Raw genomic sequence first — 15,664 nt, 5'->3', positions numbered from 1 at the left:
CTTTTAAAAATCAACTATCGCCGACCTATTAAAAAATTTAATTTATTATTTTTAATATCGTTTTCACTCTAAAACTTAATTCTCATCATTTTTCTTAGAACTATACATATAAATTTTAATTATTTAATAGGTCGAATATCAGCTTTTTGTTTTTAATAATTTTAACAGTCGTTTGCGGTACAATCACAAAAATCGTTTCACTAAGCTAGCATTTTTATATTTTCCTTTATCACGCCAAAGGCGTGTAAGCCTAACATTGTTTTAAACCGCAACGCAAGCGAAGACTTGCGTTGTCGGCTTTGAAAACGGTGTTAGCTGATTTTTATATTACATGACAACTTTAATAATCAAATATATGCGAATCACTTATTCGAAAAAAAGTCTGTTTTGATACATTAAGAACGTCACTTGGTTCGATTAACTCTTTAGTTTCAAACCCATAAATTGCCTGAATAATTTCAGTTTTCTGACCAAAGAAACTATTTTGAGTAGTGTAAAGTCGTATATTAACAATATAGGTTTGATTAGGTTCAAAATGAAAAACATTTGGTATTAACTCAGGCTTTGAAAAATTCACAATATCAAATTTAAAACCAACATTTTTTTTGATTCCTTCATTTGGATTAATTATAAATGAGGAGAATAATGAATATTCGTTTTTTTCAGCTAACCTATTTATTTTATCATATTCAAAAAAAGGTCTTATTGGTATCAGGTTTTCTTTGAAATTTATTGTTGCTTCAATTTTGTTGATGGAACGAACAAAGGAACCATAGTTACTAAAGACCAATGGTATAATAATTTCATCATAATTATCACTATTGGAATGCATGAAGTAAATATTACTTGGATTATCAATTACTAACTTACTTTTTGTAAGCGGTAAAACAAAGAATAGTATAGACGTAAAGAAAGCAACTATAGATATTATGAGACTAATTACTTCTATACCAGTAATGCTTTTTTTATTATGTTTCATATTCTCCTTTCTATGCTACTCAAAGCGAGTTTTAGCTGATACTGCTTACTTCTAAAACAACCAAACTATCTCGCAAAGTCAATTACCTTAAAATCCTGCAGCATTTTTTTCCCGCCAACTTGAAGCATCTGTAATAACCTTTGAGCAATACCCTGTGGTACATTTCTTCCTGCCTCCCAAGCCTCTATGTTTTTTGGGGATACTCCAAGCACAAAAGCAAAATTTTTCTGTGAAAGATTTAGATTCTCCCTAATCTGCTTTATTTCTTTACAATGATATGAAAGTAAGTCTGCAATAGTTACAGATGTTTTCCGAGCTTTATTGGATTTTCCTTTTGCATACTCAAGACTTTCTGAAAGTCCACTCATAATACTTCCAAACACATTAATTTCTTCCATGGATTACATCCTTTTCCGCATTCCGTATAGCAGTTACTAAATTCTTCATCTGATTTCTTTCTTCTTTACTGAGATTTTCTTTTAAATTCTTAGGAAAAACAAAAAGAACTTAAATCATTATCATCTAACCCGATCAGTTTCCACATACGATCGAATTCTTTTGTAATGATAAATTCTCTCGTCATGCTTTAATGGTAAACCCTATCTAATAGTGCGTCAAGCCTTTATTTTAAAATTGTCAAACTTTCCTGATTTCACGGAAATCAATTTTTGAAAAATGATGCCGCAATCGAATTACATTTTATGATGCTTTTAGAAAAAACAGGGCGTTTTCTAATATTTTTTACATATTTTCAACATTAAAATATGTAAAAAGGACAAAAATTGTTTTCTCTGCTCTGATTTTATTTTAAAATTCTATATAAAAATGCGGCTCTATTAGAGCCGTCCAGCTAACTGCCGCTTAACCTGCATTTGTGCCTTTACCGACGCAAAGCGTAAGGCAAAGTTGGCGCGAAAGTTGTATTAAAAAAAGTGCTGCGTTAGCAGCGACTGCATCCAGCAACTTTCGTGCCAAAACAAATGTCAGGTTGAAGCGGGTGTTAGATGAAGATAATTATCTAGTATCTTATTAATAATTGCCACATTTTTTTCTAGATCAGATATCAAAACCCTTTCATATACTTCATGCTCATCCATAACACCATCACCGATATTTACACATTGGATTCCTTTCGAATTTAATACACATACTTCAGGAGCTATGTCATCAAAGATTAGTTTTGGTTCTATCCCTGTTTCTTTTATGCTATCTTTTACAAATGTGATAAATTTTTCATTGTTGGTAACATCAAATCCTGGACATTGTCTCATAACTTTTATTTTGTCTGGTCCAAGTATTTTGCAGGTTTCCTTTATAAACTCATCAATATTGCTTTCCGGAGTAAGTATGCTTAATGAAAAATTGTAGGCGTTATTATTATAACTTTTAACAGTAATACCCCAATCACTTTTTGTTGCACGCTTTTTAAGCCATCTTTCAATATCTTTAATATCTTTTTTTGATTTCAACAATATATTTGTCCAATATTTAGAACCAATAGTAATTTCTCCTATCGAGCCTCCATCCATTGTTATTCCAATTTCTGCTTTAATCATTGTCCTATCAAGATTTCTTGCCCCTATGAATCCCTCTTCTTCCATTCTTGTAAGCAATATTTCTATCGGTTCTTCGTCATTCCTGTTTTTTAAAACATGAATGAGACAAGCTAATGAAGCTTTATTATCTGCTCCTATTGAATTTTTACCATCTGATATAACAAAACCGCCTTTGATCATTCCTTTTATCGGTTCCCCTGTAGAAACCTTATCACCATGAAAAGCGAATAGTATCGGTTTTTTATATGAACGGATATTTCTATATGCAATCATATTACCATAGTAATCGTACTGAATTTCGAACTTCATTGAACGTAATATATATTCCACATAATCAAAAAAAGCTGTCTCGTTACCGCTAGGACTATCAATCCGTGTAAGATCGAGTAACAATTCAGTAACTGTTGGTTTTACCATACATCTCTCCATATTTCAGCGCGAAGCGTCCATCTAACATTCGCTTAACCTGCATTTGCGGCTCGTCCGCAATGTCAGGTTGAAGCGAGTGTTAGGTTTTATTTCTAAATTCTTCTTCTAGCTCTTAATAAACTCCGATCTTATTTTTTTAAATTCCTCAAAATCAGCTCTTAGGTCGTCAATGGTTGGATCGTTATGAACGAGTTCAGGATTGCTATGCGCATTAATAAAGCCGCAACATCGCTCATAAATATCGTTAAGACTAGCTTTATATTTACCTAAGCTCTCAGCATTGACCTGAATAAACTTACCAAGTGAAACATGCTTTTGATATCTCTGGATAGTACCATTAAAGATTTCATGCTCAATACAAAGTTCTATAGCACTTCTAAGCTCACCAAAGCCTTCCTTTACAACTTCTGCTTCTGATCTGCCTTTGGGTTTGCTATTGATTAATGTATTAATTTTACTGATATTCTGCTTTACCTTATTTTTCTCTTCTTCAGCTTCAGTAATTACACCCACAAAATCATACTCTTTCTGAGAATTGTAAAACTTATAACTCAAGTGTTTGAAACTTGGCTGATTGCTGGAGTAAAGAAGACTATTGAAAAGTAAAACGCTGTGAGTAAAAACCACAACCTGTCTTTGCTCGCTTAAGCGTATAACCCGTTTTGCAAATGAATCGATTATCTTATGATCCAGACTGTTAACAGGGTCATCAAAAATTACAGGGGCATTGATGGTATCTAATTGCAATTCGGTTAGAAATTCTGCTAATGCAATACTTTTTTGCTCTCCTTCACTCAGGATTTCCAATAATTGATGATTACTGATTTTATGATTAATTTTTGTCTTTCCCTTATCAGTACCAAAGCTTAACTCTATTGGCATTTCTGATTTTCTAAGAGCCATTAATTCTTTTTGAAATATATTATTAAAATCCTGACTTATCAGCTCTTCCCTAGCCTGTGATGTTTTCCTACTGATTGAACTTGTAGAAAAGGAATTGGAGTGTTTATTTAGAATAGCCAATATTTTGTGATTAACAATTATATCCCTGATTTCATCAATTTTTTCAGAAAGATATTTACGGTCTTTCAATTCAGCTATAACTTTTTTTAATTCTTTCTCTTTGGTTTCGATATTTGTTAATAACTCGTTTTTCTTGCTTAAAGAATCTTGAAGTTGTATTGCTTTATTAGAAATAAATGTTTTAAAATCATCATATTTCAAATTAAAGACCAAGTCCTCTGAAATTTCATCATTAATAATTTTTTTCTTTAGAATTTCTAACTCTCTATTATATGCAGTCAATTCTTCTGGTTGGATTGGATTATCTTTATCATCACTTCCGAAGCTTGGATAGCTTAGCTTTAATGATGTATCTATATCATTTACGGAATTAATCAAATCATGTTTAGACTTTATAAGTTTAGCTAAATTTTCTTCTGTTTTGTCATTCAGTAGTTTACGATAACTTTCTAATAACTCTCTTGCATCAACTTCAAGAGGTTGTCTGCAATAAATACACACATCTTCATTTTGCGGATAATTGGGCTTAGCCATTTTTTTGATATAAGCTTCTGCTGAACTTAAAAAGGTTTTAAACTCGTTTGTTTCATAGAACTCAATGCCTTTTGATAAGGCAATCTCACTAATGCCTTTTTGAGTATTTTTTTCTAATTCAGCAATGGATTGATTAATCTGCTTTAGTTGGTTCCATACATCAGCATTCAAGACCTTTTTTGCTTGTTCTACTCTTTCAGTAATTGTGTTCAGCTCTGAGCATTGATAGTTTAATGCTCGAATCTCATTTTGCAGTAATATTTTATTTAGATTTGATAAATCCAATTCTTTTACCTGAAGTTCTTTTGCTTGTTCTTTGCCAAAGGTCGAAAGCTCAGTTAGTTTTTGGTCATCGGAGTCTTTTGATAGATTACTGATGAATACCTGTTGCGGGGTATTTAAATTTAGATTTTCTAACCACGAAACTTGAACTGGATATTCATTTTTTTTATCTTGAAATAGAGCGTCTAAAGCACTTAGCTCTGAAGAAACGAGATCAAATAAATGAAAACCTATAGGTGACACAATCAGTTGACGACTGCCATCGAGACTGATTTGAACACAGTTATTGTTAAAAACCGAGATGCTTGCTAGATCTTCATTTCTGTTTTTTCCTGTCCAAACAAATGTTTCGGGGCTACCATTCGCTTCAAAAACAATTTTAGCAGATTGAGGTTCTGTTCCTTTGAAAATATTTGATAAGATGGTGTTATTTTGATCATAACTAAATCCAAGAGCTTTTAGGATTCTTCCATATCCGGTTTTACCTGTTCCGTTTTCACCATAAATGACAGTAAGGTTTGGTGCAAATGTTATTGTCTGTTTCTTTGCCAGTTTATTAACACCAGTGACTTCTGAAAGTGCAGATAGCTCAATTTTTTTTGAAGCAGGTGAATAACTTGGTTTTGTGATTGTTAGAGGAGGCAACTCTTTTATCAATCCAATTTTATGCAAGAAATATTTAAATATTTCTTCTCTATCAGATTTAAGTAAACTGCTTTCAGTGCTGACGACTTTATGTACCAATAACTTAGCCCAATCAGAATTGTCCGCCCAGTCCCAAAGGAAATCAATAATTTCTTTTTTGTTTTTTGTTGCTGATGTCATAATTTACTCCTTTATATACACCTAACTACCGCTTAACCTGCATTGCCGTGCCCGTATAGGGCTTGGCGTGGAAATTGCATAACAGAAGCGGAGCCGCTTTAGCGGCGCAGCGACATAAGCAATTTCCATGACAAAGGCAATGTCAGCGTTGAAGCGGGTGTTAGACACTTTTATCTATTATTTTATTTCATTAGCTTCTAAGATGAAGTTATTATATCACTATTTTGATACTACACTCCTAATTCTTTTACAGTCTCTGTAAACTTTTTATTATCTGCAATATATTCATTAAAAGAATATACCTCCAGTTTTTCATCTACATAAGAATAAAATAATTCATAATATTTTCACAGTTATTTCTTTAATTGTCATTTTTTTTTACAAACAGCGGGGTTATTTTCCCGCTGCCGTCGCCTTATCTAATTATAAGTCAATAATATATGCACAATTACTCTTTTGTAATCGGCACCCACAATTCCATTCTGTAGTTTTTATCATACATGTCGCCTTCTTTGTAAACTTCAAAATCAGGAGTGCCAGCATGTCGATACCCCTGTTCAGGGAAGAAAGTATCCATAACATATTTCCAGCCTTGATGAATACAGTCAGGCACTGCACCTTTTAATTGCACTACAGCGTATTCCGCTTCGGGAATGTGCATAACGGATAACCCAAGTGTTTCTGCTTTTTGTTCGTCGGTGCAATCGTAGCCCGCCATGTAATTAAAGGAATTGCAATCTTTCACGTCATAACATGCGCCGTAGCTTTGCCCGTTTCCCACAGTAATAAGTTCCTCATGCGAAGCCTTATCAAATAAATCATTCCACACTTTCGAGAAATCGGTTGTTTGATTAGACTGAATGCATAAGCCTGCAATCGAAAACGCTTTTTTCTTTTCAATTCTAATTTCCATAGTTTTTCCTCCATTAACGGTTAAAGATAATTTTACAGGAGAAAATGATTTAAAGCCTTTTCCGTTCCGTACTTCGCTCGGACTTGCACCGTGAAATTTTTTAAAAACGGCAGCAAAAGAATCTGGCGATTCATAGCCATACTTCAAAGCGATATCTATCACCTTTTCATTACCATTTCTTAAATCCACAGCAGCACGGCTCAGCTTCCGCAATCGGATATACTCAGTTAAAGGATAACCAACCAGTATTGAAAATATTCTGCTGAACAACGGGTACGAATAATGAGAAAGATGCGCAATTTCTTTTTCATCAAGTTCATTGTCGAGTGTATTTTCGATGTAGTCTATCGTCCTGTTAAATGATTGAATACTGTTCATCCTTTCTCCTGTATTATTATAGAAATTATATAAAAAAGATATCTTATCGTCCCGATATTTTTTGTACAAATTTTATAGGATCAAATGAGTTCTAAAATTCTAAGAAAAAAACTTTAAAACTGTAATTTTCCTTAACGAATTAATTAGTATAATCACTATGACCGTCTGAAAGCCTTTTATTTTATTGATTTACTTAACAAGTTCTAAAATTGTAAAATAAAAGTTTTATTCTCCTTAATCAAGTAAATATTATAATAGAACATAACTTTATTCAAAAAAATAAGCTATTAATTTGCTTTTTAAGCTTTAATTTATAAAAAATATATTCTATTTTTTCAAAGTTACAGTTTATCGTGCCGTAAGGCATCGGTCTAACATCCGCTTAACCTGCAACAAGGCTTGTCCTTGTTGTCAGCGTTGAAGCGGGTGTTAGCTTAAACATCAAATTCTTCAAATTGCTTTATTTTATACTCAGAAATCATTTTTTCTAAATAATTATTATATTTTTCCTCATCTACATTTAAAAATGATTTATTATTTGTTTCATCAGCAATAAATATATTATCAAAATTTTCTTGTAAATCATTTAAGTAGACTTTATTTTCTTTTAATATTTTTAATTCAGATATTATCTGTGATTTATTGTATCTTATTAATTGATCCACTAAATCAGAATCAGAATAATTAATTGTATCCTTAAAAAATGAATAGTATTCATCGATTGTTTTCTTTACATATAAGTCTGAGAATATATGCAGCCTTACTCCTTCAAAAAAATACTTAGAAAATTTTGAATAATTATTAATACAAAATTCATTCAATAATGATAACTGGAATCCCTTACCTTCTTTTATAAAATGACTTGTGTAGAAAACATCTTTATTAGTAATATTGAATAAATCAGGATAAATTGAACCAAGAAAAAAATCAGAAATATCTAACAAATTCAATTCCATTCCATAAAGATATTTTTTTGCAATTAATATGTGTGCATATTTTTCTGGCATTTGTACTCCTACACCGAAGCCATCATTCTAACATTAGCTTAAGTTTTTCCTAACATTATTCTTAAATTAATATTTAATCCAATATATATCAACATCTATTTCAGGAACACCCAATAATTATTGTCGATATATTTTGTTCTGGAATAACCTTGTTTACTAACATCATATAAACAATTGATATAAATTATATTTTATAAAAAAGCGCACGATAGTGCGTCAAGCTAACTGCCGCTTAACCTGCATTTGCGGCTTGTCCGCAATGTCAGGTTGAAGCGGGTGTTAGGTTTTCTTTTTTACTTACCAATAGAATAACTATAAAGCATTTTTCTAAATTAGTCCAATATTTCAACATATAATATCAATATTAGACTAATCTTGCTTCTGCACTCTACTGATTATATGGTATTACAACCTTAATTTGCCCATCAGACATCTCTTTTATCGTTATTTTTATTTCCGCTCCATTATTCAATATTGCTGTGGCTTTATAAAATCCATCAGATACAATTTCATCTATTGTTACCTTTTCACATTCTATATCTGTCGCAAATAGTTGCTCTTGTATAATTGTAGTAACAATTGGTCGCGCTGATTCCTCTATATCATTTTGTACTCCTAAAATAAATGACAATATAAAAAATAGTGCTATCACAGCGGAAAATATGTAATAAAATATTTTCTTCTTTTTTAATTTCTCATCACTAGGAATAGGCGTAACACCCGCTTCTTCTACTATCTTTTTACTGTCATCCCCTACGACTTCATAACCTTCTTTTAATTTTTTCTGGATATAGTTTACATAATAATTTTGTGTTATCACTAAATTTAACACTATAATACCTAATGTAGCTATTAATCCATAAAAACTAAATGCAAATGCATTAACAACAAAAATTAAGGCAAATGCTCCAAGCAATATCCCCAAACCTTTTTTATCAATAGGTTTGATATTCAAAGGCGGTAAACCATATCGCAACTCAATCAAAGTCTGCAATACGGTTAATTTTACTTTTTGTGAACACTCAATACTGATAGTTTCACAACCTGCTTTTTCAAGCTCAATTTTTACTTTTGGATTTTTACTCATCCTTTACGCTCTCCTATAAATTTATTTTTAGATCGAAATAAATGTTATAGGCCGGTTCCGCACAAACCTTTCCGCAAGCGGTTAGCTTGTCAACCTAACTGCCGCTTAACCTGCATTTGCGGCTCGTCCGCAATGTCAGGTTGAAGCGGGTGTTATGTGATTACTCAATCAACAACTTTATATTATCTACAACAGCATTTATCTCTTCTTCTGTTGTTTTTTCTATAAAATCACAACTTCTTTTTTTATAATCAAGGTTCTTTACTTGGTCGCTAAGAATACAGCCATTTATCGAATGATTATCCAATACAATTTCAAAAGGATAGCCTTTTATATGGCTTGTAATAGGACAAAATAAAGCAAGTCCGACTTTTTGATTGTATCGTTTTTGAGAAATGCAAATTGCAGGACGACGACCTTTCTGCTCATGTCCTTCTTGCGGGGTAAAATCAAGCCAAACTAAATCGCCTCTATCGGGAACATAATTTGAATTCACCATTCTTCGTTACCTACTGAATAACCTGTAGAGATTTCCGAATGAACTTTTTCAGAAGTAACCATTGCCAGCATATCATCAAGGGTTTTTTCCTGAGGAAGAATTACTATTTTTCCTTTTTCTGCGATTACTTCTATTTTGCTTCCATTCTTTACATTATTATCTTTTGCCCAAAGAGAGGGTATTCTAAACCCGAGACTATTACCCCATTTCTGAACTACAACCTGCATAATCAACCTCCATTATTTTTAGTATATACATTGTATAGTTTTTTGTCAAGGATTTTTTTCAAAAAAGCGGGCTTGCTCCACTGCCTAAATCGTTCATATTTGAAAACTATGACTTTCATGCCATATTCTTCAGCTGCTATATAATACATATAACCAATTATCCTTCCCCTCCGAATGCAGATTTTCATAAGATTACTATTCCATCAGCACCAATTATCTTCTGTATTATCACAAGTAATCTAAGTCAATTCAATATATTGTTCAGAAGGGATATACTCCATTTATCACTGTAACCTTTGCTTTAGCGATTAGAAATCCTGTACTTTGGCAACTACATAGGATAAATAGACTTATTAACTGGGAATATATTTCTTCATTTTTACCTCAAGCTGCCCGAAGGGCAGTCCACATAACATTCGCTTAACCTGCATTTGCGGCTGCCCGCAATGTCAGGTTGAAGCGGGTGTTATGCTTCATTCTTCATAACAAATCAGGCTTTGTCTTATTTGTAAATACTTTATGCCACTGAATCAATTTTTAACAAAGCTTCTTCTGATTGTTCAATCTGATTAATTACAGTTTCTTCATTGATTTTATTAAGCTCACTACTATTTTCTGTTTTTTCTACAAGTTGAACTTTGCACATTTCATATAATAAACCAACAAGAAGAATAGTATTTTTTGTAATTTGCTTCTGCTCATCCGAAAACTTATTGTAATTGACCTTTTTTGAAAACAATCGCGTTAAAAAGAATTTTCTCTTTTTCTGTTCTTCAATAATAGCTTCCAGTTTTACAAGATGATTCATATAAACATCATTTACTTTAGATAAAGCAGAATGAAAAGACTTTGCAATGTTTTCTAGCTTGTCAAGATAATCACAAATGGAATTTATCTTTTTTTCATTCTCCATCATTTTATCCCAAGCTTTATCCGCTTTATCTGAAACACTCGAACCTGCAACACTAAATATTATTCCACCGATTAGCAGTCCTACACCTAAAGTTGCCCCGCCTAAAACAGCCGTTCCTAATGCAATTCCACCGCCGCCAGCAGCTAATGAACCACCGCCCAAAGCAGCAAGCGTTGCGTTTGTCGCTGCCGCCCCACTAAGTGCGGATATTGCAGTCCCCGTTGAAGCGGTTCCTAATGCCATAACAGCTGCTGTCGTCCCTCCCGCAGCCGCAAAGCCACCTGCAGTACCAAGAGCAGCACCTCCGAGTCCTGCAAGCAGAACACTTGCACCAACAGCAGCATCTTTTACTTCCTGAGGTGTAAAAACTGACAGCGTTACATTGTCTTTTTTTATTTCATTGAAACTTGGGAGATTTTTAATTTTTTCAAACGCAGTAGAGAATCTTTCAAAAGAAGAAATAATTTCCATTTCATACTTTCCTAAGTTATCCATCGTTTGCATAGTTCTTTTATTAGAATCTTCAAGACGGGCAACATTCTCTTCGTTTCTTCGTTGTGCCGATTTTACGGTATTACTCGCCTCTTTCATTTTGATTCCACCGCGGATTCCTGCCCCAACACCCGCAACCCCTGCAATAGCAGCTCCAATTCCGATAATTAACGGTAAAGGCATTATTTTCCCTCCTGAATAAAATTCATAAGTTTCGCAGAAATTTTTGTGTATTCATTGAGCAGATCAAGACTATCTTGTAAAGAACTCTCTGAAAGTCCAAATATTTTTACAAAAGAGCGTATTAAAGATTTTTCATATTCTGCAAAATCTCCATCGGCATTTGCACACGCAAGTAATTCAACCAAGAAAATGCGTTTAACAGAATCAGTTGAATTCTTTCCAATTTTCTCCGCTAACGGCATTGGGTCTACTTTTTCACCCAAAGTGTAGCGTTCAATTCCCATTTCACGAGAATATTCAGCAATAAACGATTTTTCACTCTCTTCCAGTTTTCCATCCGCTTGAATAACCGAGATAGCAAGTTTTAGAAAAATTACTTTTTCTTCATCGTTCAAAAGATTTAAGAACATTGTGTTCCTCCTGTTTATATTTATTCTTGAGTGCTTGGCACCCTTGGTAATTCAATTTATAAAAACTTTCTAAACTTATTTCAGAAGAAAATATGATCTTCCAGCTTTCATCAATACGGCATAATAAAGGTCTGTGCTCATATATTGAACAAAGATTATCTTTTAAGAATTTACAAACCCCATCGCCCCTATCCAAATCTTTATATAACTCATGACCACCTATATGCGAACAGCATAGTCCGCATTTATCACATTCAAACATTAGGAAAATGATAGAACTGACTTACTGTCATTCATAAAAGAATCAAAATCTGCATAGCCGTTCCATGGCAAATTCAGATTCAACTTTTTATAAATTGAATGCAGGCAAGCATTCGTTTCTTCAGAAGTTTTGCAAACAGCTAACTGTTTTGAGGCAATAGAGAAACATTCTCCTTGTTTTTCAAGCAAATCAAAATCAATTTTCATCAACTCAGATAAATAGCGGTCAAGTAGTTCTCCTTGCCGTTTCAGAGCTGCATTAAAATTATTGATGTCAGGCAGACTATTTAGTTTTTTAATAGCTTTTTTTATAAATTCATTATGATCCAGCAAATATAAAAAAGAGCAACTCATAATGCCGGTAACCAATACATTGCAAAATGTAGGAACTATATCTGAAACAATTGGAATCCCAACAAGAGATGTTTTTCTTAGAATCTCACTTACCATCGCTCCTGCCACAACGCTTGCTCCGGTTGCTAAAATTTTTGCAGCTGCAACAAACCTATCTCCTAAAGGATAGCAATCAGGATTTATAAAAATAATTTTAGCAGCTTGTGAAAGAGACGCAAAGGATTCTCGGATAATCTTTATTATATTTTTTGCCGTTGTAAAAAATATATTTGCAAGTGTCGTTACAAGAGAAGAAAGGATGCCTGAAACAGCCCCTTCAATAAATTTATCCCATATCTCGCGAAATTTTTTCTTTGCGTTTTGTAAGCCTTTTTTCACAGCATTTGCGATAGCTTTAAAAAGAGCTTTTCCGTCTTTTCTGCATTCAATAATCGCATCTTTTACCGTAAACCAAATTTCTGTAAAAATTAACCCAAGAGCCTGTCTTACTCCCATTGACAGCCCGAGTTTGGCAGCAGCGGTACCCGTATCTTTCCAGAATTTTCTGCTTGTATAATAAACTCTGTTTATTTTTGCATCATATAATTTTTTCGCTTTGTTGTAGCTGTCAAGCATATTTTTCTTGGTTACTTCATCAAGTTCCGGATGAGCAGCAATATAATCAGGTATTTCATCCGCACTCATTGATTTATTCAGTTTTTCATTTGTCCACGCAAAATTATCTTTTGAATTTGCAAGGTCTTTTCCATCAATTCCGGCAAGAACTCTACCGGGATCATCATGAATCGATTTTGCCGAAATAATATGATCAAGATTTGCATTTTTGTCTGTCGGAGCATTTTTACTCTTCCCTAAGAATCCAAGATTTTTTTTACCTGTGTAGTCGTCGGTAAAATCTTCATTTCCGTTTTCAAAATATTTCTGTCTTTTTTCATGTTTTACTTGTGAAAATCTTGAATCTTTATGGTAATCAGCTCCATCGTATTTTCCTCTGTTGATATAATCAGAGGCATTATCCTGATTTTTATATGTCATACTGGAATCTTTACCAATTTTACGAACAGTATTGATTGTATCAACATCACCGCCATGCCTATCTTGTATTAGAAAATCTAAGCCAAAAGAGGTTGCTAATGCTTGTACGACAACTCTTTCGTACTGATTAAAAATACTTTCATAAGAATCCTCTATTGGTTCATCGCCTAAATCGACTTTACTTATAAATGTGCAAAAAGCAGTATTGTTTTTAGTCATAAACTTTTCCCTCCTGAATAACCACGCGAAGCGTGTGAGCATAACATGCAGTTAAGCTGCAAAACGTACCGGCGTCTAGCCGGCTGCTCTTCAGAGCGGGTTTTGTCAGTCTTGAACTGCGTGTTAGATTTTTAGTATAGTACATACAGAATAATAAAATACCAACCCTCAAAATTCATACAATAAATCCTATGTTTTATGTTTCTTTACTTCATCACTATTTTCTTAGCAATTATTTCTTAGATAACCTCATCATACAAGGCAACTATTTTATCATTAATCTTATTTTTTGTCTTTTGATACTCCCTAAAATTGAACTATTTATACAATTTTAGGGGGCGATTCATCAGTATCGGTTAATCGATTCTTATTGCTTTGTATATTCTACTGAATTTTCACCAGCAGTAAATTTCATCTTCGTTTTTGATGAATTTAGTTTTATAAATGAAAGCATTCCTTCCAAAACTTCAGGTGTAAAATTCAGTCTTGCACTGATTGTCTTGTTCGCGGAATCATGTTCAACATCAAATCCTATATCTTCCAGCTCTGATACAGCACCAGCTACAGAAGCTGCATATGATGCATCTGCGCTTCAATAATCCTCCTCGTGTTGTAAATAACCCGAAAAATCAGAAGCAACAAAAAGCATTTTTGAGCCTACAACTCCTGACATTGAAAAGTCTGCCTTCCATGTTCCCACTAAATCACTCTTGTTTGAAACAGGCTTCCAATCACTGATAGTATTATTCTGATTACCGTTCGCCTGTTGACAACCGCTAATTAACGCTACTGCACTAGTTATTAAAACTAATGCACCAATCACTGAAACTAATCTCTTTTGTTTCATCTTTCGACCATCCTTTCGCAATGTCCTTTTTCATTGCAATTATTTTATTTTTCGGTCGAAAGTCTGTTTCGATTGGTTCCCTACTCGCCTGCCGTCGGCAGGTCAACCTAACTGCCGCTTAACCTGCATTTGCGGCTTGTCCGCAATGTCAGGTTGAAGCGGGTGTTAGAAGAATTTTTCCATCCACATTTTTTATACTGAATTCTGGTATATCTTTGTTTTTCATTCGAGGGTCTTTATAACGAAACATTGAATTGCTTTGATAGTAATTTAAGACCATAGTAATTTCATGTATATTTAAATCAGCAAGTTCTCCTTCAATTCTATTTTTTAAATAACCGATTTCTTTATTAAAATTTTTTCGTTTTTTTTCTAGATAGTACTTAATCAGTGTTGATTCAATTATCTTGGTTTCCGTTTTAACATCAACTTCATTTAGCATCGTATTGCTTGCCTGAAAATATATGCCTTTTTGTGAACTTATAAATGAATTTACATGAAATTGTTGATAATTAATGAAAATGTCGTTCATATTTCTATTGAATACCCCATAAAGTATTTGTGTCAAACCTCCATGGAAACCTTCAAAAGGTCGATTTTCCGGATTTTCAGAATACCCCACATACAGTATTTTATTCTTAAGTTTAAAATGATAACCAAATTCATGAAGTAAATCATAAATCGATATAACTTTTTTCTCAGCTCCATTTGAACAAACAACATATTTTGATTCTACCTGTAAGGTCACGCCATTTTTACAATCAATATCTAGGAAATTTGCAATATCTTCTACATTAAACTTTTTAAAATGTGGTATTAATCCTTCAAAAAAGGTCAGGGTAAAGTATTTTCTATCAGCACTCAGAAACTTTACAAATTTATTAAACCTAGTTTTTGGTCTTATCGAAATGAAATAAATGGGATACCTGTCAAAGTCATCATTCGGATAAATATAGTTAACAATATGTCTCTTGATAGTTCTTTTATAATTTGAAAGTTTACCATCTGAATATGCAAACTCACCCCATATATCAAGACTCTTTAATAATGAAATATTCCAATTTCGTGTAGAAGAATTTATAAACTCTTCGGGAATAATCTCCTGAAATAATCCCCTTTTCATCTCTTTTTTCCCATCGTAAACAAATACTTATTGAGAATCTCGTTCCCCGCGCCAAAGGCGTCATTCTAACATTCGCTTAACCTGCATT

At 33.1% G+C, this 15,664-nt stretch carries 15 protein-coding genes; all 15 read right to left on the bottom strand.

Features of this window, described 5'->3' with window-relative positions:
* Positions 1–340: 340 nt before the first annotated feature.
* Positions 341–979: a hypothetical protein gene (locus E4N74_RS04010; RefSeq protein ID WP_253689535.1), complete on the bottom strand. Its 639-nt coding sequence runs from the start codon at positions 977–979 to the stop codon at positions 341–343.
* A gap of 65 nt (positions 980–1,044) precedes the next feature.
* A complete protein-coding gene (locus E4N74_RS04005; RefSeq protein WP_255819000.1) occupies positions 1,045–1,377 on the bottom strand; it encodes a helix-turn-helix domain-containing protein in 333 nt (110 codons plus the stop codon).
* Between the two features lie 585 nt (positions 1,378–1,962).
* Positions 1,963–2,952, bottom strand: coding sequence for a M20/M25/M40 family metallo-hydrolase (locus E4N74_RS04000; protein ID WP_255818999.1), 990 nt, complete (start codon positions 2,950–2,952; stop codon positions 1,963–1,965).
* Between the two features lie 117 nt (positions 2,953–3,069).
* Positions 3,070–5,628 carry an AAA family ATPase gene (locus E4N74_RS03995; protein WP_255818998.1) on the bottom strand — a complete coding sequence of 853 codons (2,559 nt, stop codon included), beginning with the start codon at positions 5,626–5,628 and terminating at the stop codon, positions 3,070–3,072.
* 448 nt (positions 5,629–6,076) lie between these two features.
* Positions 6,077–6,919, bottom strand: coding sequence for an AraC family transcriptional regulator (locus E4N74_RS03990; protein ID WP_255818997.1), 843 nt, complete (start codon positions 6,917–6,919; stop codon positions 6,077–6,079).
* Between the two features lie 434 nt (positions 6,920–7,353).
* The gene (locus E4N74_RS03985; RefSeq protein WP_049992339.1) at positions 7,354–7,926 is read right to left on the bottom strand and encodes a hypothetical protein; all 573 of its coding nucleotides are present in this window, start codon (positions 7,924–7,926) and stop codon (positions 7,354–7,356) included.
* 388 nt (positions 7,927–8,314) lie between these two features.
* Positions 8,315–9,013: a hypothetical protein gene (locus tag E4N74_RS03980; RefSeq protein ID WP_010690396.1), complete on the bottom strand. Its 699-nt coding sequence runs from the start codon at positions 9,011–9,013 to the stop codon at positions 8,315–8,317.
* Positions 9,014–9,173: 160 nt separating this feature from the next.
* Positions 9,174–9,512, bottom strand: a complete 339-nt coding sequence (mazF, locus tag E4N74_RS03975; protein WP_255806270.1) for an endoribonuclease MazF — start codon at positions 9,510–9,512, stop codon at positions 9,174–9,176.
* Entirely contained in the window at positions 9,506–9,739 is a 234-nt protein-coding gene (locus E4N74_RS03970) for an AbrB/MazE/SpoVT family DNA-binding domain-containing protein (protein WP_255818995.1), read from the bottom strand. The genes mazF and E4N74_RS03970 overlap by 7 nt, the downstream gene beginning before the upstream one ends.
* Positions 9,740–10,256: 517 nt before the next feature.
* Complete coding sequence (locus E4N74_RS03965; protein ID WP_255818994.1) at positions 10,257–11,327, bottom strand: hypothetical protein; 1,071 nt, start codon at positions 11,325–11,327, stop codon at positions 10,257–10,259.
* Positions 11,327–11,737 carry a tellurite resistance TerB family protein gene (locus tag E4N74_RS03960; RefSeq protein ID WP_255818993.1) on the bottom strand — a complete coding sequence of 137 codons (411 nt, stop codon included), beginning with the start codon at positions 11,735–11,737 and terminating at the stop codon, positions 11,327–11,329. Before E4N74_RS03960 ends, E4N74_RS03965 begins: the two co-directional genes overlap by 1 nt.
* The gene (locus E4N74_RS12895) at positions 11,712–11,999 is read right to left on the bottom strand and encodes a YkgJ family cysteine cluster protein (RefSeq protein WP_420832866.1); all 288 of its coding nucleotides are present in this window, start codon (positions 11,997–11,999) and stop codon (positions 11,712–11,714) included. Before E4N74_RS12895 ends, E4N74_RS03960 begins: the two co-directional genes overlap by 26 nt.
* Positions 11,999–13,606 (bottom strand): hypothetical protein, encoded by a 1,608-nt coding sequence (locus tag E4N74_RS03955; protein ID WP_255818992.1) that lies wholly within the window; start codon positions 13,604–13,606, stop codon positions 11,999–12,001. Before E4N74_RS03955 ends, E4N74_RS12895 begins: the two co-directional genes overlap by 1 nt.
* A gap of 592 nt (positions 13,607–14,198) precedes the next feature.
* Positions 14,199–14,453 carry a hypothetical protein gene (locus E4N74_RS03950; protein ID WP_044978220.1) on the bottom strand — a complete coding sequence of 85 codons (255 nt, stop codon included), beginning with the start codon at positions 14,451–14,453 and terminating at the stop codon, positions 14,199–14,201.
* 148 nt (positions 14,454–14,601) lie between these two features.
* A complete protein-coding gene (locus tag E4N74_RS03945; RefSeq protein WP_255818991.1) occupies positions 14,602–15,576 on the bottom strand; it encodes a hypothetical protein in 975 nt (324 codons plus the stop codon).
* Positions 15,577–15,664 lie beyond the last annotated feature (88 nt).

The sequence above is a fragment of the Treponema putidum genome, assembly GCF_024401155.1.
Classification (GTDB): domain Bacteria; phylum Spirochaetota; class Spirochaetia; order Treponematales; family Treponemataceae; genus Treponema_B; species Treponema_B putidum.
This window is presented reverse-complemented; position numbering and strand designations above follow the sequence as displayed.

Coding starts and splice junctions, on each gene's coding strand:
- E4N74_RS04010 (WP_253689535.1), bottom strand. CDS start 979: ATGAAACATAATAAAAAAAGCATTACTGGTATAGAAGTAATTAGTCTC.
- E4N74_RS04005 (WP_255819000.1), bottom strand. CDS start 1,377: ATGGAAGAAATTAATGTGTTTGGAAGTATTATGAGTGGACTTTCAGAA.
- E4N74_RS04000 (WP_255818999.1), bottom strand. CDS start 2,952: ATGGTAAAACCAACAGTTACTGAATTGTTACTCGATCTTACACGGATT.
- E4N74_RS03995 (WP_255818998.1), bottom strand. CDS start 5,628: ATGACATCAGCAACAAAAAACAAAAAAGAAATTATTGATTTCCTTTGG.
- E4N74_RS03990 (WP_255818997.1), bottom strand. CDS start 6,919: ATGAACAGTATTCAATCATTTAACAGGACGATAGACTACATCGAAAAT.
- E4N74_RS03985 (WP_049992339.1), bottom strand. CDS start 7,926: ATGCCAGAAAAATATGCACACATATTAATTGCAAAAAAATATCTTTAT.
- E4N74_RS03980 (WP_010690396.1), bottom strand. CDS start 9,013: ATGAGTAAAAATCCAAAAGTAAAAATTGAGCTTGAAAAAGCAGGTTGT.
- mazF (WP_255806270.1), bottom strand. CDS start 9,512: ATGGTGAATTCAAATTATGTTCCCGATAGAGGCGATTTAGTTTGGCTT.
- E4N74_RS03970 (WP_255818995.1), bottom strand. CDS start 9,739: ATGCAGGTTGTAGTTCAGAAATGGGGTAATAGTCTCGGGTTTAGAATA.
- E4N74_RS03965 (WP_255818994.1), bottom strand. CDS start 11,327: ATGCCTTTACCGTTAATTATCGGAATTGGAGCTGCTATTGCAGGGGTT.
- E4N74_RS03960 (WP_255818993.1), bottom strand. CDS start 11,737: ATGTTCTTAAATCTTTTGAACGATGAAGAAAAAGTAATTTTTCTAAAA.
- E4N74_RS12895 (WP_420832866.1), bottom strand. CDS start 11,999: ATGTTTGAATGTGATAAATGCGGACTATGCTGTTCGCATATAGGTGGT.
- E4N74_RS03955 (WP_255818992.1), bottom strand. CDS start 13,606: ATGACTAAAAACAATACTGCTTTTTGCACATTTATAAGTAAAGTCGAT.
- E4N74_RS03950 (WP_044978220.1), bottom strand. CDS start 14,453: ATGAAACAAAAGAGATTAGTTTCAGTGATTGGTGCATTAGTTTTAATA.
- E4N74_RS03945 (WP_255818991.1), bottom strand. CDS start 15,576: ATGAAAAGGGGATTATTTCAGGAGATTATTCCCGAAGAGTTTATAAAT.